At 59.5% G+C, this 23519-nt stretch carries 26 protein-coding genes, 1 tRNA gene and 1 pseudogene; 13 read left to right on the top strand and 15 right to left on the bottom strand.

What is annotated here, in order from left to right; genetic code table 11:
- Window positions 1-112: 112 nt before the first annotated feature.
- The gene (locus tag J1D76_RS04780) at window positions 113-649 is read left to right on the top strand and encodes a cupredoxin domain-containing protein (protein WP_421137264.1); all 537 of its coding nucleotides are present in this window, start codon (window positions 113-115) and stop codon (window positions 647-649) included.
- 61 nt (window positions 650-710) lie between these two features.
- Complete coding sequence (gene queF, locus J1D76_RS04775) at window positions 711-1541, top strand: NADPH-dependent 7-cyano-7-deazaguanine reductase QueF (protein WP_421137263.1); 831 nt, start codon at window positions 711-713, stop codon at window positions 1539-1541.
- A 174-nt stretch (window positions 1542-1715) separates the two neighbouring features.
- On the opposite strand, the gene J1D76_RS04770 is transcribed toward queF, so the two are convergent.
- Window positions 1716-1985 carry a DUF4404 family protein gene (locus J1D76_RS04770; RefSeq protein ID WP_421137262.1) on the bottom strand — a complete coding sequence of 90 codons (270 nt, stop codon included), beginning with the start codon at window positions 1983-1985 and terminating at the stop codon, window positions 1716-1718.
- 109 nt (window positions 1986-2094) lie between these two features.
- A complete protein-coding gene (locus tag J1D76_RS04765; RefSeq protein WP_421137261.1) occupies window positions 2095-2715 on the bottom strand; it encodes an HAD family phosphatase in 621 nt (206 codons plus the stop codon).
- 200 nt (window positions 2716-2915) lie between these two features.
- Between J1D76_RS04765 and J1D76_RS04760 the strand changes: the two genes are divergently transcribed.
- Window positions 2916-3605: a VacJ family lipoprotein gene (locus J1D76_RS04760; RefSeq protein WP_421137260.1), complete on the top strand. Its 690-nt coding sequence runs from the start codon at window positions 2916-2918 to the stop codon at window positions 3603-3605.
- 58 nt (window positions 3606-3663) lie between these two features.
- Here J1D76_RS04760 and J1D76_RS04755 read toward each other — a convergent pair whose 3' ends face one another.
- Window positions 3664-3963 carry a PilZ domain-containing protein gene (locus J1D76_RS04755; RefSeq protein WP_421137259.1) on the bottom strand — a complete coding sequence of 100 codons (300 nt, stop codon included), beginning with the start codon at window positions 3961-3963 and terminating at the stop codon, window positions 3664-3666.
- Window positions 3964-4239: 276 nt separating this feature from the next.
- Between J1D76_RS04755 and rssB the strand changes: the two genes are divergently transcribed.
- Window positions 4240-5421: a two-component system response regulator RssB gene (rssB, locus tag J1D76_RS04750; protein WP_421137258.1), complete on the top strand. Its 1182-nt coding sequence runs from the start codon at window positions 4240-4242 to the stop codon at window positions 5419-5421.
- Window positions 5421-5903 (top strand): anti-sigma factor antagonist RssC, encoded by a 483-nt coding sequence (gene rssC, locus J1D76_RS04745; RefSeq protein WP_046038063.1) that lies wholly within the window; start codon window positions 5421-5423, stop codon window positions 5901-5903. The genes rssB and rssC overlap by 1 nt, the downstream gene beginning before the upstream one ends.
- Before the next feature lie 149 nt (window positions 5904-6052).
- Here rssC and tal read toward each other — a convergent pair whose 3' ends face one another.
- Window positions 6053-6979, bottom strand: coding sequence for a transaldolase (gene tal / locus J1D76_RS04740; protein WP_421137257.1), 927 nt, complete (start codon window positions 6977-6979; stop codon window positions 6053-6055).
- 178 nt (window positions 6980-7157) lie between these two features.
- The gene (dusA, locus tag J1D76_RS04735) at window positions 7158-8153 is read right to left on the bottom strand and encodes a tRNA dihydrouridine(20/20a) synthase DusA (RefSeq protein WP_421137256.1); all 996 of its coding nucleotides are present in this window, start codon (window positions 8151-8153) and stop codon (window positions 7158-7160) included.
- A 264-nt stretch (window positions 8154-8417) separates the two neighbouring features.
- On the opposite strand from dusA, the gene J1D76_RS04730 reads away from it, so the two are divergent.
- Window positions 8418-8648 (top strand): hypothetical protein, encoded by a 231-nt coding sequence (locus J1D76_RS04730; protein WP_421137255.1) that lies wholly within the window; start codon window positions 8418-8420, stop codon window positions 8646-8648.
- Between the two features lie 68 nt (window positions 8649-8716).
- On the opposite strand, the gene J1D76_RS04725 is transcribed toward J1D76_RS04730, so the two are convergent.
- Both J1D76_RS04725 and J1D76_RS04720 read right to left on the bottom strand, forming a co-directional pair.
- Complete coding sequence (locus J1D76_RS04725; protein WP_421137362.1) at window positions 8717-9481, bottom strand: transporter substrate-binding domain-containing protein; 765 nt, start codon at window positions 9479-9481, stop codon at window positions 8717-8719.
- Between the two features lie 172 nt (window positions 9482-9653).
- Complete coding sequence (locus J1D76_RS04720; RefSeq protein ID WP_421137254.1) at window positions 9654-10355, bottom strand: murein L,D-transpeptidase catalytic domain family protein; 702 nt, start codon at window positions 10353-10355, stop codon at window positions 9654-9656.
- Between the two features lie 82 nt (window positions 10356-10437).
- Between J1D76_RS04720 and J1D76_RS04715 the strand changes: the two genes are divergently transcribed.
- Window positions 10438-12189, top strand: coding sequence for a L,D-transpeptidase family protein (locus tag J1D76_RS04715; RefSeq protein ID WP_421137253.1), 1752 nt, complete (start codon window positions 10438-10440; stop codon window positions 12187-12189).
- A 126-nt stretch (window positions 12190-12315) separates the two neighbouring features.
- Here the strand turns inward: J1D76_RS04715 and J1D76_RS04710 are convergent, their stop codons facing one another.
- On the bottom strand, window positions 12316-12786 hold the full coding sequence (locus tag J1D76_RS04710) for a hypothetical protein (protein WP_421137252.1): 471 nt from the start codon (window positions 12784-12786) through the stop codon (window positions 12316-12318).
- Between the two features lie 230 nt (window positions 12787-13016).
- On the opposite strand from J1D76_RS04710, the gene J1D76_RS04705 reads away from it, so the two are divergent.
- Window positions 13017-14588, top strand: coding sequence for a sensor domain-containing diguanylate cyclase (locus J1D76_RS04705; RefSeq protein ID WP_421137251.1), 1572 nt, complete (start codon window positions 13017-13019; stop codon window positions 14586-14588).
- Between the two features lie 112 nt (window positions 14589-14700).
- The gene (locus J1D76_RS04700) at window positions 14701-16107 is read left to right on the top strand and encodes a DUF1254 domain-containing protein (protein ID WP_421137250.1); all 1407 of its coding nucleotides are present in this window, start codon (window positions 14701-14703) and stop codon (window positions 16105-16107) included.
- Between the two features lie 14 nt (window positions 16108-16121).
- Here the strand turns inward: J1D76_RS04700 and J1D76_RS04695 are convergent, their stop codons facing one another.
- Both J1D76_RS04695 and J1D76_RS04690 read right to left on the bottom strand, forming a co-directional pair.
- Window positions 16122-16445, bottom strand: a complete 324-nt coding sequence (locus J1D76_RS04695) for a hypothetical protein (RefSeq protein WP_421137249.1) — start codon at window positions 16443-16445, stop codon at window positions 16122-16124.
- 217 nt (window positions 16446-16662) lie between these two features.
- A pseudogene (locus J1D76_RS04690) lies at window positions 16663-16755 on the bottom strand (GNAT family N-acetyltransferase); the annotation flags it as partial.
- 117 nt (window positions 16756-16872) lie between these two features.
- Between J1D76_RS04690 and J1D76_RS04685 the strand changes: the two are divergent.
- Window positions 16873-17667 (top strand): exodeoxyribonuclease III, encoded by a 795-nt coding sequence (locus J1D76_RS04685; protein ID WP_421137248.1) that lies wholly within the window; start codon window positions 16873-16875, stop codon window positions 17665-17667.
- Between the two features lie 112 nt (window positions 17668-17779).
- A complete protein-coding gene (locus tag J1D76_RS04680) occupies window positions 17780-18610 on the top strand; it encodes an arylamine N-acetyltransferase family protein (RefSeq protein WP_421137247.1) in 831 nt (276 codons plus the stop codon).
- 2 nt (window positions 18611-18612) lie between these two features.
- Here the strand turns inward: J1D76_RS04680 and J1D76_RS04675 are convergent, their stop codons facing one another.
- Both J1D76_RS04675 and J1D76_RS04670 read right to left on the bottom strand, forming a co-directional pair.
- Window positions 18613-18918 (bottom strand): BrnA antitoxin family protein, encoded by a 306-nt coding sequence (locus J1D76_RS04675; RefSeq protein WP_421137246.1) that lies wholly within the window; start codon window positions 18916-18918, stop codon window positions 18613-18615.
- Window positions 18919-18921: 3 nt separating this feature from the next.
- Window positions 18922-19203, bottom strand: a complete 282-nt coding sequence (locus J1D76_RS04670; RefSeq protein ID WP_421137245.1) for a BrnT family toxin — start codon at window positions 19201-19203, stop codon at window positions 18922-18924.
- Window positions 19204-19459: 256 nt separating this feature from the next.
- On the opposite strand from J1D76_RS04670, the gene J1D76_RS04665 reads away from it, so the two are divergent.
- Entirely contained in the window at window positions 19460-20977 is a 1518-nt protein-coding gene (locus J1D76_RS04665; RefSeq protein ID WP_421137244.1) for a nucleobase:cation symporter-2 family protein, read from the top strand.
- A gap of 118 nt (window positions 20978-21095) precedes the next feature.
- Here J1D76_RS04665 and J1D76_RS04660 read toward each other — a convergent pair.
- Window positions 21096-21171 (bottom strand) — tRNA-Asn (locus tag J1D76_RS04660).
- Window positions 21172-21398: 227 nt separating this feature from the next.
- On the opposite strand from J1D76_RS04660, the gene J1D76_RS04655 reads away from it, so the two are divergent.
- Window positions 21399-21629 (top strand): hypothetical protein, encoded by a 231-nt coding sequence (locus J1D76_RS04655; RefSeq protein ID WP_421137243.1) that lies wholly within the window; start codon window positions 21399-21401, stop codon window positions 21627-21629.
- Here the strand turns inward: J1D76_RS04655 and J1D76_RS04650 are convergent.
- Window positions 21626-21835: a hypothetical protein gene (locus J1D76_RS04650; protein ID WP_421137242.1), complete on the bottom strand. Its 210-nt coding sequence runs from the start codon at window positions 21833-21835 to the stop codon at window positions 21626-21628. The two genes, J1D76_RS04655 and J1D76_RS04650, sit on opposite strands and share 4 nt — an antisense overlap.
- 235 nt (window positions 21836-22070) lie before the next feature.
- Window positions 22071-23267, bottom strand: coding sequence for an amino acid aminotransferase (locus tag J1D76_RS04645; protein ID WP_421137241.1), 1197 nt, complete (start codon window positions 23265-23267; stop codon window positions 22071-22073).
- Window positions 23268-23519: the final 252 nt, after the last annotated feature.

Below are 23519 nucleotides of genomic sequence, written 5' to 3'. Positions count from 1 at the left end.
CGCGTTCATACAGATCAATCTGACAAAGTTGTAATCTGGCTGTCAGGTTACGGGCAGTGCCAGCAGTTTAGAGTTTTCCGCAGGCTGAGCTTTATCTTGTTGGAGTACGACGATGTTTTTACGCAAATCTGTGGCGTCAATCGTGGGTGTGCTGGCGCTGAGTTCGCCGGTGTGGGCGGACGCCGGGCATACCTACGATTTCGGTCAACCGGCCCCGGCAGCCAAGGCCACTCGCAGTGTCGAGGTGGTGATGGAAGACATCTCTTTCACGCCGAAGGCGATCGACATCAAGGCCGGGGAGACCGTGCGCTTCGTGTTGGTCAACAAAGGCCAGCTGTTGCATGAGTTCAACTTGGGCGATGCGGCGATGCATGCCAAGCACCAGCAGGAAATGCTGCAAATGCAACAGGACGGCATGCTGACACCCACCGGTATCAAAGCCATGGGCCACGGTGACATGGCCGGCATGGATCATAGCCAAATGGATCACGGCATGAAGCATGACGACCCGAACAGCGTGCTGGTTGAGCCGGGCAAGACCGCGGAGCTGACCTGGACTTTCAGCAAAGCCACCAACCTTGAATTTGCCTGCAACATTCCTGGCCATTATCAGGCGGGCATGGTCGGCAAATTGACTGTCAGTCAGTAAGCACTCAAAGGCGTGAGCAAAGGCTGATAGAATCCGCTGATTCTTCAGTCAGGTTTCCGCCATGCATCCCGCAGCCGAACACTCGCCGCTGGGCAAGTCCAGCGAATACATCGCCACTTACACGCCGTCCTTGCTGTTCCCGATCCCGCGCACCGCGAAGTGGGCGGAACTGGGCCTGACGGCGCAAACCCTGCCGTATAAAGGCGTGGACTTCTGGAACTGCTTCGAGCTGTCCTGGCTACTGCCGTCGGGCAAGCCCGTGGTGGCGATCGGCGAGTTCAGCATTGCGGCGGATTCGCCGAACATCATCGAGTCGAAGTCGTTCAAGCTGTACCTCAACTCGCTGAACCAGACGCCGTTTGCCGACACCGCGAGCCTCGAAGCGACGCTGGTCAAGGACTTGTCGGCGGCCGCTGGCAAGCCGGTGGGTGTGCGCATTCGCAGCCTCAAGGATGTCGAGAGCGAGGGCGTCGTGGCCTTGCCGGGTGTGTGCATCGATGACCTGGATATCAGCGTCAGCAACTACGAGCAGCCACGGCCGGAACTGCTGCGCTGCGATGATTCGCGGGTTGTCGAGGAGAGCGTGCACAGCCATTTGCTCAAGTCCAACTGCCCGGTCACCAGCCAGCCGGACTGGGGCAGCGTGGCGGTGGAGTACCGGGGCGCGGCGCTGGATCACGCGAGTTTGCTCGAGTACATCGTCAGCTTCCGCCAGCATTCGGATTTCCATGAGCAGTGTGTGGAGCGGATCTTCCTCGACCTGCAGCGCTTGTTGAAACCGGAGAAACTCACCGTGTATGCGCGTTACGTGCGTCGCGGCGGGCTGGACATCAACCCGTACCGCAGCACCGAAGCCGTACAACTGCCGAACCACCGCCTGGCCCGCCAGTAACGAAACCTTGTAGGCGCTGGCTTGCCAGCGAAAGCGTCAATCCATTCACTACGATGTTGAATGTGAGGCCGCTTTCGCGAGCAAGCCCGCTCCCACAGGGGGATTTGCATTGCCAGTCGTATGAAATGAAAAAGCCCTGCTATCGCTAGCAGGGCTTTTTTGCATTCGGTGGGTTTAAATCCCCATGTTGCCCAATGCCTGCGCAATATTGCGCAGGGTGGTGGCAAGGGTCGGGTGTTCGAGTTCGAAGCGTTCTACGGCCAGGTTTACGCCATCGGCCAAACTGGCGTCCTGGGTTTTGGTTTCGAGTTCAAGTTTGAGTTTGAGTTCGATCTGTTGCATGAGCTCGTTCAGTTCGGCGCGCTCTGCTTCAGACAACGGAGGATTCTGTTCCAATTGCTCGCGCAGGGCATTGAGCTGTTCTTGCAGTTCGCGGGCAGGCATGGCGTTCTTCCTTTTATCGATAGGCACTGGCATTGACCACGGCGGCGCGCCAAAGGTCGATGGCTGACCTTTAGATTAATCCACTCGCGCGCAACGTGCATGATCTCGGTCAGGGCTTTTCGCCCTTGAGCCGGCGCAGGCTGATATCGGCCAGGCAGGTATCGAGTTCGCCCAGGTGATCGATTACCGAATGCACGCCCAGGCCGAACAGTTGCATCGTGGCCTTGCCGCGCTTGATATCGCGCTCCTGCTGGGGCAGCGCCTGCCATTGCGCAGGGGCCAAGCCGCACAGCGAGCCGCAGGACGCCAGGCCAATGGTCCACAGACCGGCATTGAGCCCCGCTTGCAGCAAGCGTGGCTCGCCGCTCACCAGCACGCAGCCGTCGAGGCGCTCGACGTTCAGGGTCATCAAGGCTTGCCAGCACGCATGCGGGGCGGGCCATGGATTATTTGTTGCGGCGTGTTGCGAGGGTTTGATCCAGTCGGGCAGCGCAGCGGCCAGGGAATGGCTGAGGGCAGGGGGCAGTTCATCGAGCCAGGCGCAAGGGATCCCCTGGCGCTGCAAGCTGCGCAGGCTGTCCAGGGCACCGGGCGTGGCCTCGGCATGTTCGGCCGAGTGGCTGCAATGCTGATGCGTATGCGCGCCGAAATCCACCAGGCAGCCGCTCAGGCCGAACAGGACGGCGGTCAGGCTGGATGCAGTTTGGGGAAAGGCTTCGGCGAGCGGCATGGGGACGTCCCTGAAATAGACGGGAGGCTAGCGGGCGACAATGACAGTTGAGTGACATGGATGTGAATCGCCCACAATTGGCCCGATTCTTATTGCCTGAATTTCGTGCAAAGTGCGTTAAACGGCGTTTACGTCTTATACTTGCCAGCTTATCGCCCGGGCCAAGCGCCCGCGCCAGTACCAACCAAGGAGTTTTTTCTATGCGCTGGAGCAATCGTCTAGCCAGGATTTGTGTTTGCGCCAGTGCCCTGCTGGTTCCGTTCGTTGCACAGGCAGCCACGGAAGAGGATCCTTGGGAAAGCGTCAACCGCCCGATTTTCAAGTTCAACGATGTCATCGACACTTACGCGTTGAAACCTCTGGCCCAAGGCTACGAGTACGTGACGCCGCAGTTCGTCGAAGACGGCGTTCACAACTTCTTCCAGAACATCGGTGATGTGCGCAACCTGGCCAACGATATTCTGCAGGCCAAGCCTCGCGCCGCTGGCGTTGATACCGCACGCATCATCTTCAACACCACGTTTGGCCTGCTCGGCGTGATTGATGTCGGCACCAAGATGGGCTTGCATCGCAACGACGAAGACTTCGGCCAGACCCTGGGTTACTGGGGTGTCGGCAGTGGTCCCTACGTGATGCTGCCACTGTTGGGACCAAGCACGTTGCGTGATGCGCCGTCCAAGTATGTCGACACCTACACGGGCCCGTATCGCTATATGAACGACATTCCGGTGCGTAACTCGTTCTACGCACTGGACGTGATCGATACCCGCGCCAGCCTGCTGTCGAGCGAGAAGCTGATCAGCGGCGACAAGTACACCTTCATCCGCAATGCGTACTTGCAGAACCGTGAGTTCAAGGTGAAAGACGGGCAGGTTGAAGACGATTTTTAATGTCGACCAGTCAATAGAAAAGGCGGCTTTCGGGCCGCCTTTTTCGTCTGCGAAGCGCTTACTTCATCTTCAAGATTGTAAGGCCGAGTTTCTGACTGCCGCCGTCCTGTTCCTTCACCCATACCACTTCGGTGTCGGCTTCCAGGCCTTCAAGGGCGGCGTGATCGGAGTCGATTCGTACGTTGAGCCGGTCGCCGACCTTGAAAAGACGAGGTGCCTGGACCTGCATGCCACTGCTGGAAAGGTCGATGCAGACGGCTGGCACCAAATCTCCCTCATGAATCAGCGACACCTCGGCGTCGACCCGCATGCGGATGAAATCACGCTTTTCGCTGTAGTCTCGGCCGGTTTGACTCATGGGTTAGATCCTTCCATTGGGTTTCGGATTTGACGGTTCTTATAACTCTCGGTGATTTGACAAGTAAAGACGTCAAGCGACCATCGGCGTGAGCTTGAAACGCCCCGCGGATGGGAGTACCGTCTGCGCCTTAGAAGGGCACCTCTGGTGTACATGTGTGTAGGGCAAATGCCCGAAAGCGGTGCGACAGAGAGGCTAGAAAGCAAATCCAGTAGTGTGTGCCGGGTCAAAATCCCCGCCTGCTACGCCAACCTAATTCTGGCGCCGTTTGCCCACATGCCAAAAACCAGTGCCACGCTGCTGATAATCGATGATGACGAAGTAGTGCGCGCGAGCCTCGCCGCCTATTTGGAAGACAGTGGTTTCAGCGTCTTGCAGGCCAGCAATGGTCAGCAGGGTCTTCAGGTATTCGAGCAAGACAAGCCCGACTTGGTCATCTGCGATCTGCGCATGCCGCAGATGGGCGGACTCGAACTCATCCGCCAGGTCACTGAGCGGTCACCGCAAACACCGGTGATCGTGGTGTCGGGTGCCGGCGTGATGAACGATGCGGTCGAGGCCCTGCGCCTGGGCGCGGCGGACTACCTGATCAAGCCTCTCGAAGATCTGGCTGTGCTCGAACACTCTGTTCGCCGGGCCCTGGATCGAGCGCGCCTGCTGCTGGAAAACCAGCGCTACCGCGAGAAGCTGGAAAAGGCCAACCGCGAGCTCGAAGCCAGCCTGAACCTGCTCCAGGAGGACCAAAACGCCGGTCGCCAGGTGCAGATGAACATGTTGCCGGTCAGCCCATGGACCATCGACGCGTTCAAGTTTGCTCACCAGATCATCCCGTCGCTGTACCTGTCGGGTGATTTTGTCGACTACTTTCGGGTCGACGAGCGTCGGGTAGCGTTTTACCTGGCGGACGTTTCCGGCCATGGCGCTTCTTCAGCCTTCGTCACCGTGCTGTTGAAATTCATGACCACGCGCTTGCTGTTTGAATCCAAGCGCAGCGGCACCTTGCCGGAATTCAAGCCTTCAGAGGTACTTGGTCATATCAACCGGGGCCTGATCAGTTGTAAGCTGGGTAAACACGTCACAATGGTCGGTGGAGTCATCGACGAGGAGACAGGTTTGTTGACCTATAGCATCGGTGGTCACCTGCCGTTGCCAGTGTTGTACACACCCGACAGTGTTCGTTATCTGGAAGGGCGTGGTCTGCCGGTGGGCCTCTTCAATGAAGCCACCTACGAAGATCACGTGCTGGAGCTGCCGCCGACGTTCAGCCTGACGCTGATGTCAGATGGCATTCTGGACCTTTTGCCAGAACCCACACTCAAAGAGAAAGAAGCGGCATTGCCCCAACGGGTCAAGGCTGCGGGCGGCACCCTGGATGGGCTGCGGCAGGTTTTTGGATTGGCCACGCTAGGGGAGATGCCGGATGATATCGCCCTGTTGGTGTTGAGCAGGAATCTTTGATGAGTACCGGTAGAATCCAGTTCGCCGAGCAGGATGGCACCTTCGTCCTGAAGTTCGTCGGTGAAGTTCGCCTGACCCTGTGTTCGGCGTTGGATGCGACTATTGAGCGGATCTTCAGCGCGTTGAACTTCAACACGATCGTGATCGATCTGACCGAAACCCGCAGCATCGACAGCACCACCCTTGGCCTGCTGGCCAAGTTGTCGATCCTGTCGCGGCAAAAAGTCGGCTTGCTGCCGACCGTCGTCACCACCCACGAAGACATCACGCGGCTGTTGCAGTCCATGGGCTTCGAGCAGGTGTTCAACATCGTCGACAAGCCGGTGCCGTGCCCGGAATGCCTGGATGACCTGCCTGATCAGGATCAATCCGAGGAGGTGGTGCGGATCAAGGTGCTGGAAGCGCACAAGATCCTCATGGGTTTGAACGACACCAATCGTGAAGCGTTTCATGATCTGGTGAATGCGCTCGAGCGTCACTGATACCGCAGAGAGCGGGGCTTTTGTGGTGAGGGGCAAGCCCCCCCTCGCCACAGATGATCGTTTTCTCTAAACCATCATCTGGCACCTAATCGAGCACAAAAAAAGGGCGAACCCTACAGGTACGCCCTTTTTGCATTGACCCACTCAGATTACAGCTTGGCCTGCAACAGAGCCTCAAGCTTCTCCTGGTCCCGAGCGAACTGGCGAATACCCTCAGCCAGTTTCTCGGTCGCCATCGCATCTTCATTGGACAACCAGCGGAATTGCGATTCGTTGAGGTTCAGGCGTGCTTCACCGGCATGGCCAGGCGCCAGTTTGCGCTCCAGCTTGCCAGTGTCCGCGGCCAGTTTGTCGATCAGGTCCGGGCTGATGGTCAGGCGATCGCAACCGGCCAGTTGTTCGATCTGCCCCAGGTTACGGAAGCTTGCGCCCATGACCACGGTCTTGTAGTCATTGGCCTTGTAGTAGTTGTAGATGCGCGTCACCGACTGCACGCCCGGATCATCCGCGCCGGTGTAGTCGTTGCCGTTGGCTTTCTTGTACCAGTCGTAGATCCGGCCCACGAACGGCGAGATCAGGAATACCCCGGCGTCGGCACAGGCGGCGGCCTGGGCAAAGGAGAACAGCAACGTCAGGTTGGTCTGGATGCCTTCCTTTTCGAGGATCTCGGCAGCGCGGATGCCTTCCCAGGTGGACGCGATCTTGATTAGCACGCGGTCGCGGCCAATGCCGGCCTCGTCGTACAGCTCGATAAGACGATGCGCACGCTTGAGCACGGCATCGGTGTCGAACGACAGACGCGCATCCACTTCGGTGGAGATACGGCCCGGAATCACTTTGAGAATCTCTTGCCCCACGGCCACGCCGAAACGGTCGCTGGCCAGGCCGACATCGCCCTTGCAGTCATGGACGCTGGCATTGAGCAGCTCGGCATACGCGGGAATCGCCGCGGCCTTGAGCAGCAGCGAAGGGTTGGTGGTGGCGTCCACGGGTTTAACGCGAGCGATAGCTTCGAAGTCGCCGGTGTCGGCAACCACGGTCGTCATTTGTTTGAGTTGTTCCAGCTTGGAAGTCATGGGCGTGCTCTGTCCTATGGGTCTGAAGACATTACCCGAGCGCTGACAGCCACTCAAGGGCGCGTGTGTGTATCGACGGCCCCTGTGGCAACAACCTAGAATCGGCTGTTTGAAAGGCGGGGCATGGTATCGAAGAATACGATACTCAAACGCCCCACAGGTTCAACGCAGCCGACCGTTAACGCCCATCGAGCAGCGCTGCCGCCTGATCCAGCAACGCCAATGGATCTTTGGCCTTGTGGATATCCACTGACAACAGCTGCCGGAACTTGCGTGCCCCCGGAAAACCGGTGCCCAGGCCCAGTACGTGCCGGGTGATATGGTGCATCGAACCACCGGCCTCGATATGCGCGGCGATGTACGGCCGCAACTGTGCGAGCGCCTCGGCACGAGTGATCACTGGCGCCGTGCTGCCGAACAACTGCTGATCGACCTCGGCCATCACATAAGGGTTGTGATACGCCTCGCGGCCCAGCATCACGCCGTCGAAGGTCTGCAAATGTTCGTGGCAGGCTTCAAGCGACTTGATGCCGCCATTGAGAATGATCTCCAGATCCGGGAAATCCGCCTTCAACTGGGCCGCCACGTCATACCGCAGGGGAGGAATGTCGCGGTTTTCCTTCGGCGACAACCCTTCCAGAATCGCAATCCGCGCGTGCACGGTAAAACTGGTGCAACCGGCATCGCGCACCGTGCCGACGAAATCACACAGTTCCTCGTAGCTGTCCCGCCCGTTGATGCCGATGCGATGCTTGACCGTCACCGGAATCGACACCGCATCGCGCATCGCCTTCACGCAATCGGCCACCAACTGCGGATGCCCCATCAGGCACGCGCCGATCATGTTGTTCTGCACCCGATCACTCGGGCAACCGACGTTCAGGTTGACCTCATCGTACCCATGCTCCTGCGCCATGCGCGCGCACGCGGCCAAGTCCAGCGGCACACTGCCGCCCAACTGCAACGCCAGCGGGTGCTCGGCTTCGTTATGGCGCAGGAAGCGCTCGTGGTCGCCGTTGAGCAACGCACCGGTGGTGACCATTTCGGTGTAGAGCAGGGCGTTTTTCGACAACAGGCGCAGGAAGAAACGGCAGTGGCGGTCGGTCCAATCCATCATGGGCGCGACGGAGAAACGGCGGGAGAGCGGGATGGGTGCGACGTTGGTGATGGACATGGGGGATCTGGAATCGGTGAGGCTGGGAGGTGGGGGAGTTTATCAGGATTGGGGCTGCGGGGCTTTGGCGAGTCTGGGGGGAAGAGCTGCGAGGATGCCAAGAGTTGTTGAAAGCAGGGTAGTGAGGATGAAAAGTCTCCAGATGCGCAGGGTTCCTGAACCAACGCTGTCACCCCCAAAAGTTTCATGATCTCCACGCCAGCCCCGGCCTATGATGAACGACAAAGGTCATGTCCCCGCGCCTCAACCCTCAGGAATAAAAAAATGATCGCAAACCTCGTCAAAGTCTCGCTGGTGGCTGGTGCTGTGTTGTTGAGCGCCTGTTCGGGTGTGAGCCCTCATACTCGCAATGATTATTCGGTCGACTCGGTGCAGCCTTCCGGGTTTGGTCCGGGGCCGACCAACAGCAGCAGCGCCGGCAAGATGAATTTTCATGGCAGCGCGCTGGGCAGTAGCTATGGCGAATACGGTTCGGGTTTGCTGCACGACGATTGATGGGCATACGCCAAAAAGAAAAGGGCGCTCCCGAGGGAGCGCCCTTTTTTTGTTTGAAAATCGCCCGGTTACTTGGTGGCGTCAGGCACTGCCAGCCACTGCCGCAGAATCTTCTGATAATTGCCCGTGGCCTTGGCCAGGTGCAGCCACTGATCCACATACTGTTTCCAGGCGATGTCGTCGCGGGGCAGCAAGTAGGCTTTTTCGCCGTATTGCAGGTAGTGCGTGGGGCTGACCGCGCATAGGCCGGGTTTGAGTTTCTGCTGATACAGCGCTTCCGAGGCGTCGGTGATCATCACGTCGGCTTTCTTGTCCAGCAGCTCCTGAAAAATGCTGATGTTGTCGCGCAATTGCAGCTGTGCCTGCGGCAGGTAGGCGTGGACGAACGCTTCGTTGGTGCCGCCGGCGGGTTCGACCAGGCGCACCGAGGGCTGGTTGATTTGCTCGACGGTCTGGTACAGCGCCTGGTCTTCGCAGCGCACCAGCGGAATTTTGCCATCGACGTCCAGGGTGCTGCTGAAGAAAGCCTTTTTCTGCCTTTCCAGGGTCACCGAGATGCCGCCCATGGCGATGTCGCACTGGCCGGCGAGCATGTCGGGCATCAGGGTTTTCCAGGTGGTGGGCACCCACTCGACCTTGACGCCGAGGCTCTCGGCCAGTGTGCGGGCCATGGCGATGTCGATGCCGGCGTATTCGCCGTCCTCGCCCTTGAGCGTGTAGGGCTTGTAGTCACCGGTGGTGCAAACCCGCAACCGACCTTGTTGCAGGACGCTGTCCAGGTGCGAGGGTTCTGCCTGAGCACCAAGTGAGAGAGCGAGTAAACCGCCGAGCATCAGTGCTCTGTTGATTTTCTTCATGGTTGTCGAGCTTTTGTCATGGAGTGAGTGGCCGAGGCCATCGAGTGTAATGGCCAACGGCGGGTGAGGGTTCTAGCGTAGTTGCCAAAACGCAAAAAGGGCATCCATGGTTGGACGCCCTTTTTGCGGATCCTTCAACGTATAACGCTTACTGGCGAGACGTGGACTTTTCTCGCGAGGCCACGGTGCCGCTGCCGCAGTTGATGTAGGACGAGGACTTCAGCCAGCGTTGATCCGGGTAGTAGGAAAACAACAACTGGCCGTCCTTCATCGAATCAATCAACCGATGGGCAATTGCCGGTCGTACGGCCGGGCAACCGAGGCTGCGGCCGATCCGGCCATTGATGCGGGCCAGCACCGGGCTGACATAGGGCGCACCGTGAATGACGATGGCCCGGTCGAAGGCGTTGTCGTTGAAGCCCGGCTCCAGGCCTTCCATGCGCAACGAGTAGCCGTTTTGGCCCAGGTAGCTTTCCTGGGTGCGGAACAGGCCGAGGCTGGTGGCGTGGCTTTCGTTCTGGTTGGAGAACAGCGTGGCCATGTTTTCACCGCTGTTGCGGCCATGGGCAACCAGTTCGTGAAACAGCAACTTGCGACGTTTAAGGTCGAAGACCCACAGACGTTGTTCGGTCGAGGGCAGGGAATAGTCGATCACCGCCAGCCGTTGGGCGGGGGCGATACCTTGGGCACGGCTGCATTGGGTGGCACGAACGGCGAGGGCAATCACTCTGGCGTCGGCGCCGGGAGCTGCTTTGACCAGCGCGTTTTCAAGCGAATCGGCGTAGGCTGACGGTACTGAAAGGCTCGTCAGTAAAATGGCAAATAAAAGGCCAAAGCGGATTAGCGCCATAGTCGGGTCTCATCATGATAATTTCGAGTCTAGCAGCGAGCGGGAAGCTAGCCGTTTAAAACGGGGAGATTAAGGATTATCCATGGTGCAATTAACAAGGTTATTCGTCATAAGCCGCATATTTTTTATGGGCTTTCTGATCAGCGGTGCGGCGGTTGGGCAAACTTCGCCGATTGAGCCGGGATCTGCAGCGAGCAGCACATTTGATGCGGCGGCGCCCGACGATGCGGTCGGCCAGGCGATTCAAGCCACGCTCGAACCGCTGCGCTCGGCGTTTCCGCCATTGGTCAGCAGGCGTCAGCCTCGTATTGATGTGAGCCGGGTGGTGTTGGATTTCTACATGCATCGCAACTATCGCGCTGCGTGGACCGACGACCTTGACGTCGCCCAATTGCTCAAGAGCCTTGAAGACACGCGCATTGATGGGCTTAATCCGGCGGACTTTCGCATTTCCGAACTGGCCCAGGCTCACGAGTCGCTCGTGGCTGCCATGCCGTCCACGGCGCAGCGGGCGATGTTCGATATGGCAGCGACCCGCACGTTCATTACCGCGCTGCTGCAATTGCGCCGGGGCAAGGTCGATCCGTCGCGACTGGACATCCACTGGAATTTCGACCCGGCCGGTGGCGATTCTCGCGAAGACATGAGCCCCCTGTTCGCAGCGCTCGATGGCCACGACGTGGCGCGGGCGTTCGCCGAGGCACCGCCTCAGGAAGCGATTTATCGCAATTTGCGTGAAGGCCTGGCCCGCTTGCGCCAAGTGCGCGATGCCGGCGGCTGGCCGAAAGTCACCGAGGGGCAATCGCTCAAGCCCGGCATGGACGGCGTCGCGGTCACGCAATTGCGCGCACGGCTGGTGGCGGGTGGTTACCTGGACCCGCGCCTGTCGAAAAAAGCCGGTTATGACGATAAGGTCATTGCCGCGGTGAAGAAGTATCAGGCCGACCAATACCTGGGCGCCGACGGTGTGGCGGGGGCCACGACGCTGGCAGCACTGAACGTGCCGGTCGAGGCGCGGATCGATCAGGTGCGGGTGAACATGGAGCGGGCCCGCTGGTTGTTGTACAAGCTGCAGGGCACGTTCGTGATCGTCGATATCGCCGGCTACAAGGTGGCGATGTACCGCGACGGCCAGCCGATCTGGCATTCGCGGGTGCAGGTCGGCAAGCCAGTGCGCAGCACGCCGGTATTCCAGGCCGAAATCACCTATATCACATTCAACCCGACCTGGACCGTGCCGCCGACCATTCTCAAGCAGGACGTGATTCCAAAAATCCAGAATGATCCGGGTTACTTGGCGGCGAACCGGATTCGTGTGCTCGATAGCGCAGGCAATGTGTTGAGCCCCTCGAGCGTGGACTGGAGCAACCCGCGGGGTATCCACCTGCGTCAGGACGCTGGCCCGGACAGTTCGCTGGGGCAGGTGGTGATCCGCTTCCCCAACGACTATGCGATTTACCTGCACGACACGCCGCACCGCGAACTGTTTGCCAAAACCGTGCGGGCCACCAGCTCCGGCTGCATCCGTGTGGAAAACCCGCTGCAATTGGTCGAGTTGTTGTTCAACGATCCGGTGCGCTGGAGCAGCGCCGGCATCCAGAAACAGCTGGCCAATGGCAGGACCGAGAACATTCGCCTGCCAGAGAAAGTACCGGTGCTGCTGGCTTATTGGACGGTGGACCTGGGCAATGATGGGCGGGTGACGTTCAAACCCGACATCTATGATTACGATGCCAAGGTGCTGCAAGGCTTGAGTCAGCCCACCAAATTGCCGGCACTGGACTTGCGTCGCGCAGAGGTCCCGCTGGTGGTGACGGGCCAGAACAAACCCTAACGAATACCCGGACCCTGTGGGAGCGAGCGTGCTCGCGAAGGTGGTATGTCAGCCCACTCAGGTGTCGACTGACACGACGCCTTCGCGAGCAGGCTCGCTCCTACATTGTTTCTGCGTCCACGATTTTTAAAGCGCCAACCCTTGTTGCACCACGACCAGCAAATCGGTTTCGGTCAGCGCCACCGCATCCAGCTGCGCCGTGGCCTGTTCGACCGTTTGCAGCCACCAGTGGGTTTCGCCGTGTTCGTCCACGGTGCGCAACAGGGCAAACTCGTTGACCTGGGAGTGAATCTCGATGCGCCCCTCGCCATCCTCGGTAAAGCGTGCAACCGGATCAAAAGTGAGGCTGTGCCGGTTGCCGGTGATCACCAGTTGATCGATGGCGTAGTCATGGGTGTCACCCTGACGGTCGCTTTCGTGCACGTGGGTGGGGTTGCGGCGCAAGGTCAGGCCCGCTTCGGTCAAGGGCACAAGCCAGGTCTCCAGTCGTTGATACAGCTGGTAGACCTGCTCCGGCCAGCCCTCGATTGCCTGCTCCGTGTTGTCAGTCAGCCGTGTCTGCTTCAGTTTTGCGGCGAGTTCGTCTGCCTTGTTCATGCCGATTCCCTGTATTGAAGTCAGACTAATCGTAGCTGGTTAACACGGGTGCAGCGTTTGCCCTGGGTCATGATTACGGCTCAGAAAGGGGGGGCAAGCATTGTGTTCGTGGCCACCATGACCACTGAGCAAGTGGTCGCCCATTTGTCGTGGAGAACCCCGTAAACTACGACCACAAAGACTGAGGGCTTTGGGTCGTTGCCCATGCCTTGCCCCCACAGGACGAACTTTTGCCCACTCGCTTTAACGACCCGGACCACGCCCCTGGTGTTGCATTGAAACGACTACCGCTGCGCAAGGCCGCGGTGTTGTTCATTGCCACGGTGTGTCTGTGCCTGTGCGGTTTGCTCTACCTGCAACTGGAACAGTCCCGTCGCCATGACCTGAGCCTGGCGCAAGTAGCGTCTTCGAACCTGACACGGGCCATGGCGCAGCAAGCCGAAGACACCTTCATGAAGGCCGACCTGGTGCTGACAAGTCTGGTGGACTGGATCCAGCTCGACGGCTTTGGCCGGGACCTGCGGCCGCGCCTGCAGCAGACATTCGCCCGGCGGGTGCTGGCGCTGGATCAGTTGCACGGCATCTTGCTGTTCGACCGCAACGGCCAGTGGGTGGTCACCTCGTTTGAACACCTGCCCCGGGGTCCCGGTGTCGCCGACCGCGAGTACTTCAAGTACCACCAGCAAAACGTATCGTCGTTAGCGCATATCGGCCCGGCTATCCGCAGTCGGGAAAACGGCGAATGGATCATCCCGATTTCCAGGCGGGTCAACGACAAAAATGGTCATTTCCAGGGCGTGCTGCTGGCCGGCATCAAGATGGCGTACTTCGACCAGTTCTTCAAAAGCTTCAGCCTCGACGACAATGGCTCGATGTTTCTCGGTTTGACCGATGGCACGCTCCTGGCGCGCCGGCCGTTCGTGGAGTCGCAGATCGGCGCGTCGTTGGCCCAGAGCGAGATTTTCCAGAAGTTCCTGCCGCTGAGCAGCTCTGGCAACGCGGTGCTCACGTCCATCATCGACGGTGTGCCGCGCCTGTACGGTTATCGGCAGTTGGAGTCGTATCCGCTGGTCGTTGCCGCTGCGTCCTCCACCGAATCCATTCTGGCCGGTTGGTATGACACGGCGTTTCGCTCAAGTCTTATCGTCGCGTTGGTGCTGGTGGGTGTGGGGTTGTTTGGCTGGGTGTTCATTGCGCAGGTGCGGGTGGGCGAGCGGGTTGAGGCGGATTTGCGCCGGGCCCAGGAAGCGCTGGAACTGATCGCCACCCATGACAGCCTGACGGGCCTGGCCAACCGTCGCTTGTTCGAGCGAGCGCTGGACATCGAATTCGGACGCGGTGCGCGCCAGGTGAGTCCGTTGAGCCTGATCATGCTCGATATCGATTATTTCAAGCGCTACAACGACACCTACGGCCATGTGGTAGGCGATCACTGCCTGGCCGAAGTGGCCCGTGCGCTGAAAAGTTGCTGCCATCGCAAGGCCGATCTGGCGGTGCGTTATGGCGGTGAAGAGTTCGCGGTGCTGTTGCCCGACACCGACATTCACGGCGCCATGACGATTGCCGAGCAGATCCGCCGCAGCGTCATCGACAAAGACATCAGCCACACCGGTTCACCCAATGGCTACGTGACGGTCAGCCTCGGCTGCTATTCGTTCGTACCAACGGGGCGCGACAGCATGGACGTGTTTGTCGAGCGCGCCGATGCGGCGTTGTACCAGGCCAAGCATTCGGGGCGAAACCGAGTGGCAACCTTGTCGATGGCGGAGGGTGGCGAGGCGCTGAGGCGCTCCGATCGTTGATGTGATGCCTGGGCCGGTGGTCCGTCAGTCGGGCCGCGCGCCAGTGATCGTCTAGAGTTCCGTAAGCGCTGTCGAACCCCGGCAGGCTCCCCACGTACGGACGATCGCCGATATGTTGATACCTCAAGCGTTGACAGCCGTTGCTCTGACCGTCGCAGCCGCTGCCATCTTCCCTCTGGCCAGCCATGCGCAAGCGAAAATCACCGCCGAAGAAGCCCACGCAATCGGCGTCGATGCCTACATCTATTTCTACCCGCTGCTGAGCATGGACGTCACCCGCAAGCAGTTCACCAACATCGAGCCGGGCAAGGAGTTCGGCAAAGGCCCGATGAACATGTTTGTCAGCGTACCGCAGTACCCGCCGGCCGATTTCAAAGGCGTGGTGCGCTCCAACTTCGACACCTTGTATTCGATTGCATGGCTGGATTTGACCCAGGAGCCGCTGGTGATTGCCGTGCCGGATACCGAAGGGCGTTTCTACTTGTTGCCGATGCTCGATATGTGGACCGATGTGTTCGCCTCGCCGGGCTGGCGCACCACGGGAACCGAGGCCGGGAAATTCCTGGTGACGCCGCCGGGGTGGAGCGGCACGGTGCCCGCCGGAATGAGTCATTTGCCTGCGCCCACGCCATTTGTCTGGGTCATCGGTCGAACCAAGACTGATGGCGCAGCGGATTATGCTGCCGTGCACAAGATCCAGGCCGGCTACACGGTGACGCCGCTGTCCCGGCTGGGCAAGGAGCCCGAAGCGGTCAGCGTGAAAATCGACCCGGAGGTGGACATGAAGACGCCACCGAAGGTCCAGGTCGACTCGATGTCGGCGGCCAATTACTTCACCTACGCTGCCGAATTGCTCAAGGTCAACCCGCCGCACAGCACGGATCAGCCGATGCTGGCTCAGATCAAGCGCATCGGCATCGAAGTCGGCAAGCCTTTCAACATCGAGGCGCTGGACCCGCACATCCAGGCTGCGCTGCAAACGGTGCCGCAGGACGCGCAGGCCTTGATGACCTGGAAAGTGCCGACCCTGGCGCGGGAGGTCAACGGCTGGACGATGAACACCGACACCATGGGCGTCTATGGCAACTACTACCTCAAGCGCGCCATCGTCACGCAAGTGGGCCTGGGTGCAAACTTGCCTGAGGATGCGATCTATCCGCTCAATGTCGGTGACAGCAACGGCAAGCCACTCGACGGTGCGAACAAATACGTGCTGCATTTCAAAAAGGGTGAGGCACCGCCGGTCAACGCCTTCTGGTCGGTCACCCTGTATGACCCGGAAGGTTTCCAGGTGGCCAATTCGCTCAACCGCTTTGCGCTCAGTAGCTGGATGCCGTTCAAAAGCAATGCCGATGGCTCGCTGGACCTGTATTTCCAGAACGAAAGCCCCGGCACGGATTTGGAGGCTAACTGGCTGCCGGCCCCCAAAGGGTCGTTCAACCTGACCATGCGCTTGTACGGTCCGAAAGCCGAAGCACTGAACGGTAAATGGAATCCGCCGGCAATCACGCCGATGTAGGCCAGGTATCAGCGTTATTGGCTGTTTTTTCCGGTCCAGCTGCCTGTCCCGCCTCCAGCACCGCCGGTGCCACCGCCGGGCGCTCCGGTGCCACCGCCCGCGCCGCTGCCCGGACCATTGACGCCAGTGGTGCCACTGTCCGAACTCGGGCCATGACCGGTGCCGTTGTCGCCCGAGGGTTCGTCGGCCGTGTTGTTGTCTGGCGGCATGGTTGAATTGGGGGTGGCGCCGGAGGTGGGGCCGATCGTATCAGCGTCATCGCCGGAGGCTGCGAGCGCAGCAAGCGGCGCCGCCGACAACAATCCGGCCAACAACAGCGAAGTGAGTCTGATGTTCATCGTGGTCGTCTCCTGGGAAGAGTCGTTACCTGATGTTGGTGTCACCGGCCGTGCGGTTGGTGCCGCCCGCATGACGAATGGCGCGCCACGCTCCAGCATCAACCGAAACCCTGTAGGAGCGGGCTTGCCTGCGACGGCGGCGTAACAGGCGGCTATGGCGCTCATTGATTCAACACGTCGAAATACCGCCCCTTACACGCCCCATCAACCTCAGAAATCAATGATCACCCAATCTCTGCTCAAGCATCTGCCGCCCCTGCGCCCATTCATCATCAATGATGCTGAACCGCACCGAATTGCGCTTGCGTCCAGTTCTCGGCAGGTCGGGCGGGCGCTGCCTATTCCGCCGTACCCTGCATCGCCGACGCAACCACCGAAAAGCGCGGGTGTCACAACTCAGGCACCTTGTACTCGGGAGTGTCCGCTTATGAAAAAGTTGCGAATCGCCACATTTAACGTCAACGGCATGCGCGCACGGTTGCCGAACCTGCTGGCATGGCTGGAGCGGGAAAAACCGGACATTGCCTGCCTGCAGGAACTGAAGTCGGTCGATAGCGCGTTCCCCGCCGCCGAACTGGAAGCGGCCGGTTACGGCGCTCTCTGGCAAGGACAGGCCTCGTGGAACGGCGTCGCCATCCTGGCGCGAGATGCGCAGCCGCTGGAAAGCCGGCGCGGGCTGCCCGGCGATGACAGCGACAACCACAGCCGTTATCTGGAAGCCGCGGTGCATGGTGTGCTGGTAGGCTGTTTGTACTTGCCCAACGGCAACCCGCAGCCGGGTCCGAAATTCGACTACAAACTGGCGTGGTTCGAACGATTGATCCGATACGCGAAAGGCCTTCACGGCAGCGAACATCCGGTGGTGCTGGCGGGCGACTACAACGTGGTGCCCACGGACCTGGACATCTACAACCCGCGTTCATGGCTCAAGGACGCCTTGTTGCAACCCGAGAGTCGTGAGTGCTACCAGCGCTTGCTGGATCAAGGCTGGACGGATGCCTTGCGGTCCCTGTATCCGCAGGATCGCCTCTATACGTTCTGGGACTATTTCCGCCAGCACTGGCAAAAGAACTCGGGGTTGCGCATTGATCATCTGCTGCTCAACCCGGCCCTGAGCCCCTACTTGCAGGACGCTGGCGTGGATGCGTGGGTGCGCAACGAACCCCATGCCAGCGATCATGCGCCGACCTGGATTGAATTGGGTTCACGCAAGCGGCGCTGAATACCCGAACAGGCCGATTGGCGAAATCAATTGTCGTCACAGCAGGCGTATCCCGTATACATAACGGCCATCGGCGCAGTGATCCGCAGCGACCGTGCAAAAGGATTGAGCGATGAACGAGCCACGCCTGACTGACCGCGCCTTTTACCTGCGACGCCTGGGCTTCGATAGGCCCCCCGCGCCGACTCTTGAAACCCTGCGCCAACTGCAATTGCGCCACACCGGCGCTTTCCCGTTTGAAAACCTCACCACGTTGTCCGGCGAGCCGGTGCTGATCGATTTGCCCTCCATCGAGCAGAAAGTCCTGCACGACGGTCGCGGCGGCTACTGCTACGAGCTCAACCACCTGTTTCTGGCCTTGCTTGAAGAATTGGGTTTCGACGCTCGCGCCATCAGCGGTCGAGTCGTGATGGGGCAGCCGGAGGGCGCCTGGACGGCACGAACCCACCGCCTGAGCCTGGTCATCATCGATGATGTTCGCTACGTCACCGACGTCGGCTTCGGCGGCATGGTGCCGACCGCGCCACTGCTGCTCGATTCCCGCGCAGAACAACTCACCCCTCATGAGCCGTATCGCATCGACCAGCACGTTGACGGTTTTACCCTGCGCGCCAACGTGGCGGGCGAGTGGCGAGCAATGTACATCTTCGATCTGCAGCGCCAGGAAGCGATCGATTTTGCGGTGGGCAACTGGTACGTCTCGACCCATCCCGAATCATCGTTCGCCAAGCAGTTGACGGTGGCGCGCACCGGGGAGGGATGGCGGCGTACGCTTAACAACGGCAGCTTCGCGATTCACCGCATCGGCCATGGCAGCGAGCGGCGGCAGGTAGCTGATGTGCAGGAACTGGTTGGCCTGCTGGAAAGCGAGTTCGGCATTCGCGTGTCGGAACATTCGCAATTGATTCAAGTGCTGAAGCGATTGATCGCCGTGCCGCAATAGTTTCAAGGCTGGACACCGGGCTCCAGCACCCGTTTGATTTCACGCAGGGCCTCCGTCAGTTTCTGCTCCAGGCCCTTGAGTTCGGCGGGCGTGACGGCCGGCTTCAGCTTGCCGGCCTTGCCCTCATTGAGCAGGGCCCGGCGCAGCGTTGTGTTGATCGCCGTCTGATAACCGTACCCCTCTTTTTCTGCCAGTGCCCGGGCAGCTTCAATGACCGCGTCATCAAGCATGATAGTGATGCGGGTCTTGCCCTTGGTGGGCGCTACTGCCCCGCGGCTGGCATTGCTGAAATCGTATTCGTCTTTCATGGGTCATGCCTCCAGGTACTGGCGGCGCTCGTTTTTGCTGGCGAGGCGCGCTGAAATGATTCGAACTAAATTCGGATCGCGGTAGGTGTACGCGACGACCAGTAAACGCCCCTTGGCATCCATCCCCAGGGTGATCCAGCGTTGTTCATCATGGTGAGTGTCCTCAAGGGTCAGTGCTCGTTCATCATGAAAGACCGGTTCGGTGTCTGCGAGGCTGATGCCATGATGCTTGAGTTTGTTGGCCGCGTTCTTCGCCTTATGGAACTGAATCTCGAATGACTTCATTATGCATACTTTATATGTATAAAAAAGAGGCGTTCCTTACCGGCGGTCGCCATGAATTCAAAAGACTAGTCAGCAATGGGGGTCTGGCCTGGAAGGGAAGTATTTCAAGGTTTTTGCCGCAGCTAAGCTTGAAGGGGGGGTGGGGGGTGACCTATCAGTACTCGTTATGACTGATAAGTTGTATACAACTCTATAGACATTTGTCCTGTGTCTTGCATACAGTGTGCGCATAACAAAAACCAGGGAACCCCCTACCATGAAAACGCCCCATGTTTCACACCAACGGCCCGAGGACGTAAATCTTGGGATCGGCGCGAATATGGCTTATGGCCTGCAACATGTTCTGACCATGTATGGCGGTATCGTCGCGGTGCCTTTGATCATTGGCCAGGCGGCCGGGCTCTCGCCGGCGGACATCGGTTTGTTGATTGCTGCTTCATTGTTTGCGGGGGGGCTGGCAACGCTGCTGCAAACCCTGGGTCTACCGTTTTTTGGTTGTCAGTTGCCGCTGGTACAGGGTGTGTCTTTCTCTGGCGTCGCGACCATGGTGGCGATTGTCAGCAGTGGCGGGGAGGGCGGGTTTCAGTCGGTGCTGGGGGCGGTGATAGCGGCGTCCCTGATCGGGTTGCTGATAACCCCGGTGTTCTCGCGTATCACCAAGTTCTTCCCGCCGCTGGTGACCGGCATCGTGATTACCACCATTGGGCTGACGCTGATGCCGGTGGCCGCACGTTGGGCCATGGGCGGCAACAGCCATGCGCCAGATTTTGGCAGCATGGCCAACATCGGCCTGGCGGCCGTGACCCTGGTGTTGGTGTTGCTGCTGAGCAAAATCGGCAGTTCGACCATTTCCCGTCTGTCGATTCTGCTGGCGATGGTCATCGGTACGATCATCGCCGTGTTCCTCGGCATGGCGGACTTCTCGTCCGTTGGCCAGGGTCCGATGTTCGGCTTCCCGACGCCGTTCCATTTCGGCATGCCGACCTTCCACTTCGCTGCGATCCTATCGATGTGCATCGTGGTGATGGTAACGCTGGTAGAGACTTCGGCGGACATTCTGGCGGTCGGTGAGATCATCGGTACCAAGGTCGATTCCAAGCGTCTGGGCAACGGTCTGCGCGCCGACATGCTGTCGAGCATGTTTGCGCCGATCTTCGGTTCTTTCACTCAAAGCGCCTTCGCCCAGAACGTCGGGCTGGTGGCGGTTACCGGGATCAAGAGCCGCTACGTGGTCGCCACCGGCGGCGTATTCCTGGTGATCCTCGGCCTGCTGCCTTTCATGGGCCGGGTCATTGCAGCCGTACCGACCTCCGTGCTCGGTGGCGCCGGTATCGTGTTGTTCGGCACTGTGGCGGCCAGCGGCATCCGTACCTTGTCCAAGGTCGACTACCGCAACAACGTGAACCTGATCATCGTCGCGACCTCGATCGGATTCGGCATGATCCCGATCGCTGCACCGAACTTCTATGATCACTTCCCAAGCTGGTTCGCGACCATTTTCCACTCCGGCATCAGTTCTTCGGCGATCATGGCTATCGTGCTTAACCTGACCTTCAACCATCTCACCGCCGGCAACTCCGACCAACAATCGGTGTTTGCGGCCGGTACCGAGCGGGTGCTGCGCTATCAGGATCTGGCGGCGTTGCGCGAAGGTGACTACTTCAGCGACGGTAAGTTGCACGATTGCGATGGCAAGGAGATTCCAGTTCAGGAATCGGAACACAGCGTGGCAGAACCGCGGGCGGCGCATGCGAAAAGCAGTGAGCATGTCTGACGCTCAAGGCGATTGAAAAAAGCCGATCTGTTGAATAGACAGATCGGTTTTTGTTTTTCAGGCGGGCACAAAAAAGCCCCAGGATCTTTCGATCCAGGGGCTTTTTGATATTGCTGTCTGGCTCCACGACCTGGACTCGAACCAGGGACCCAGTGATTAACAGTCACTTGCTCTACCAACTGAGCTATCGCGGAATGGCGCGTATCTTACTGATTCAAAAAGAGAAGTCAAGCATCCAATTACGATTGGGGCGAATTAGCGGGACGGGCGGTGGTTTAGCGGCAATTGGCGGTTACCAGGATCGCCCCAGAGGTCTACCATGGCCGCCCGGAAGTGGTGACACGCGCTGCCGGCCATTCGCCGAAAAGGTACGCGCCATGAATCATTTGACCCTCACCCCACGACACCACGGGGTGCGTCCATGAGCCTCTCTCAGATCAGCCTGCCCAAAGGTGTCGGGCCCCATGCCGAAAAGTTGTTCGACGCCATCACCCAGGCCGGCACCGCCCAAGCACTGAACCGCGCGGGCGGCAAGGCTGAGGGCTTCGTCCTCGGGCTGGAAAGCACCAAGGCGATCAAGAGCCAGATCGCCGAATCGCTCTACGTCGCCTACGACGACGCTGCCAGCCAGCGTGCGACCGAACTGAGTTAACCGCCGAAGGTAATTGTGCCAAGCGCCAGTTTGGTATACAGCATCGTGGCGCCCAGTTGCACCAGCCACAAGGCCAGGCCGCCGAGGAACACACCGGCGGCCACTTGCATCACCAGGTTGTTGCCGCGTTTGGCCGGGGCGCGCGGGACGAAGTGATCCAGATCATCCAGGTCATCACGGTCGGCGCGCAGGTCATCGTTTTTCATGTGGGTTCTCGCAAAATACTCAGGCTTGCACAAAACCTGTAGGAGCCGGCTTGCCGGCGAAGGGGTCATGGTCATCACCATGGATGCTGGTTTACTGGCCGCCATCGCCAGCAAGCCGGCGCCTACAGGGGGGATGTGCGCAGTCTAGAGGGCTGGGTCGTTGCTTTGTAAGTTATCTGAGGCGAATAAAAAACGGGAAGTCCAAAGACTTCCCGTTTTTCATTTCAAGGCGTAATCAGATGACTTGGACGATCGCGTCCGTCACGACATGAATATTGCTCTGGTTCAGCGCGGCCACGCAGATGCGCCCTGTGTCCAGGGCGTAGATGCCGAACTCGTTGCGCAGACGGTGAACCTGCTCAACGCTCAGGCCGGAGTACGAGAACATGCCGCACTGACGTCCGACGAAGCTGAAATCGCGGTGCGGTGCTTTTTGTGCCAGCAGGTCGACCATCTGGGTACGCATGCCACGAATGCGCAGGCGCATTTCGGCCAGTTCGGCTTCCCATTGGGCGCGCAGTTCCGGGCTGTTCAGTACCGCAGCTACAACGCTGGCGCCGTGGGTCGGCGGGTTGGAATAGTTGGTGCGGATCACGCGTTTGACTTGCGACAGTACGCGCGCGCTTTCTTCTTTCGATTCGCTGACGATCGACAGGGCACCCACGCGCTCGCCGTACAGCGAGAACGATTTGGAGAACGAGCTGGAAGCGAAGAAGGTCAGGCCCGACTCGGCGAACAGGCGCACGGCGGCGGCGTCTTCGTCGATGCCATCGCCGAAACCTTGGTATGCCATGTCGAGGAACGGCACGTGGCCCTTGGCTTTGACCACTTCCAGGACGTTTTTCCAGTCCGCCGGGCTCAGGTCCACGCCGGTCGGGTTGTGGCAGCAAGCGTGCAACACAATGATCGAGCCGTTTGGCAGCGCGTTCAGGTCTTCGAGCATGCCGCTACGGTTCACGTCGTGGGTCGCGGCGTCGTAGTAACGGTAGTTCTGCACCGGGAAGCCGGCGGTTTCGAACAGTGCGCGGTGGTTTTCCCAGCTCGGGTCGCTGATCGCCACGACGGCGTTCGGCAGCAGTTGCTTGAGGAAGTCGGCACCGATTTTCAGTGCGCCGGTACCGCCGACAGCCTGGGTGGTGATCACGCGGCCAGCGGCGAGCAGTGGCGAATCATTGCCGAACAGCAATTTCTGTACGGCCTGGTCGTAGGCCGCGATGCCGTCGATTGGCAGGTAGCCACGGGAAACGTGTTGAGCGGCGCGAATGGTTTCGGCTTCGACAACGGCGCGCAGGAGTGGAATTCGCCCCTCCTCGTTGCAGTAAACACCGACCCCCAGGTTGACTTTATTGGTCCGGGAATCGGCGTTGAATGCTTCGTTGAGGCCCAGGATAGGATCGCGTGGTGCCATTTCGACAGCGGAGAACAGGCTCATTATTGCGGCGGCTCTGAATGGAGAATGGAGGGACGTGTCGCGCTCCAGCCGAATGCACTAGAGCGGTGCACAAACGGGGAGCTAGTATAGAGGCCATTCTCGATCAATGGCGACAGGCGAATCGGCTTTTCAGGTAAGTTTTTCCGATTATTTTTCGACCGTTAGTCGATTGACTGTGTCGGAGACTTTACCGGATGTAGGACGTTTGCCTTGAAAGGCATGGCAATCGGCTCCACATTGAGCACAATCCAG

The organism is Pseudomonas sp. NFX15 (genome assembly GCF_049132105.1).
In the GTDB taxonomy this organism is placed as follows: domain Bacteria; phylum Pseudomonadota; class Gammaproteobacteria; order Pseudomonadales; family Pseudomonadaceae; genus Aquipseudomonas.
Note: the sequence above shows the minus strand (reverse complement) of the source record. Positions and strands in the feature narration are given on the sequence as shown.

What these genes read in the sequence shown, in the direction of transcription:
- J1D76_RS04685 (WP_421137248.1), top strand. Translation starts at nt 16,873, where the DNA reads ATGAAAAAGTTGCGAATCGCCACATTTAACGTCAACGGCATGCGCGCA.
- queF (WP_421137263.1), top strand. Translation starts at nt 711, where the DNA reads ATGCATCCCGCAGCCGAACACTCGCCGCTGGGCAAGTCCAGCGAATAC.
- J1D76_RS04700 (WP_421137250.1), top strand. Translation starts at nt 14,701, where the DNA reads ATGTTGATACCTCAAGCGTTGACAGCCGTTGCTCTGACCGTCGCAGCC.
- J1D76_RS04730 (WP_421137255.1), top strand. Translation starts at nt 8,418, where the DNA reads ATGATCGCAAACCTCGTCAAAGTCTCGCTGGTGGCTGGTGCTGTGTTG.
- dusA (WP_421137256.1), bottom strand. Translation starts at nt 8,153, where the DNA reads ATGTCCATCACCAACGTCGCACCCATCCCGCTCTCCCGCCGTTTCTCC.
- J1D76_RS04665 (WP_421137244.1), top strand. Translation starts at nt 19,460, where the DNA reads ATGAAAACGCCCCATGTTTCACACCAACGGCCCGAGGACGTAAATCTT.
- J1D76_RS04720 (WP_421137254.1), bottom strand. Translation starts at nt 10,355, where the DNA reads ATGGCGCTAATCCGCTTTGGCCTTTTATTTGCCATTTTACTGACGAGC.
- J1D76_RS04675 (WP_421137246.1), bottom strand. Translation starts at nt 18,918, where the DNA reads ATGAAAGACGAATACGATTTCAGCAATGCCAGCCGCGGGGCAGTAGCG.
- J1D76_RS04680 (WP_421137247.1), top strand. Translation starts at nt 17,780, where the DNA reads ATGAACGAGCCACGCCTGACTGACCGCGCCTTTTACCTGCGACGCCTG.
- J1D76_RS04650 (WP_421137242.1), bottom strand. Translation starts at nt 21,835, where the DNA reads ATGAAAAACGATGACCTGCGCGCCGACCGTGATGACCTGGATGATCTG.
- J1D76_RS04765 (WP_421137261.1), bottom strand. Translation starts at nt 2,715, where the DNA reads ATGCCGCTCGCCGAAGCCTTTCCCCAAACTGCATCCAGCCTGACCGCC.
- J1D76_RS04760 (WP_421137260.1), top strand. Translation starts at nt 2,916, where the DNA reads ATGCGCTGGAGCAATCGTCTAGCCAGGATTTGTGTTTGCGCCAGTGCC.
- J1D76_RS04715 (WP_421137253.1), top strand. Translation starts at nt 10,438, where the DNA reads ATGGTGCAATTAACAAGGTTATTCGTCATAAGCCGCATATTTTTTATG.
- J1D76_RS04755 (WP_421137259.1), bottom strand. Translation starts at nt 3,963, where the DNA reads ATGAGTCAAACCGGCCGAGACTACAGCGAAAAGCGTGATTTCATCCGC.
- J1D76_RS04695 (WP_421137249.1), bottom strand. Translation starts at nt 16,445, where the DNA reads ATGAACATCAGACTCACTTCGCTGTTGTTGGCCGGATTGTTGTCGGCG.
- J1D76_RS04670 (WP_421137245.1), bottom strand. Translation starts at nt 19,203, where the DNA reads ATGAAGTCATTCGAGATTCAGTTCCATAAGGCGAAGAACGCGGCCAAC.
- J1D76_RS04645 (WP_421137241.1), bottom strand. Translation starts at nt 23,267, where the DNA reads ATGAGCCTGTTCTCCGCTGTCGAAATGGCACCACGCGATCCTATCCTG.
- J1D76_RS04710 (WP_421137252.1), bottom strand. Translation starts at nt 12,786, where the DNA reads ATGAACAAGGCAGACGAACTCGCCGCAAAACTGAAGCAGACACGGCTG.
- J1D76_RS04770 (WP_421137262.1), bottom strand. Translation starts at nt 1,985, where the DNA reads ATGCCTGCCCGCGAACTGCAAGAACAGCTCAATGCCCTGCGCGAGCAA.
- J1D76_RS04655 (WP_421137243.1), top strand. Translation starts at nt 21,399, where the DNA reads ATGAGCCTCTCTCAGATCAGCCTGCCCAAAGGTGTCGGGCCCCATGCC.
- rssC (WP_046038063.1), top strand. Translation starts at nt 5,421, where the DNA reads ATGAGTACCGGTAGAATCCAGTTCGCCGAGCAGGATGGCACCTTCGTC.
- rssB (WP_421137258.1), top strand. Translation starts at nt 4,240, where the DNA reads ATGCCAAAAACCAGTGCCACGCTGCTGATAATCGATGATGACGAAGTA.
- J1D76_RS04725 (WP_421137362.1), bottom strand. Translation starts at nt 9,481, where the DNA reads ATGCTCGGCGGTTTACTCGCTCTCTCACTTGGTGCTCAGGCAGAACCC.
- tal (WP_421137257.1), bottom strand. Translation starts at nt 6,979, where the DNA reads ATGACTTCCAAGCTGGAACAACTCAAACAAATGACGACCGTGGTTGCC.
- J1D76_RS04780 (WP_421137264.1), top strand. Translation starts at nt 113, where the DNA reads ATGTTTTTACGCAAATCTGTGGCGTCAATCGTGGGTGTGCTGGCGCTG.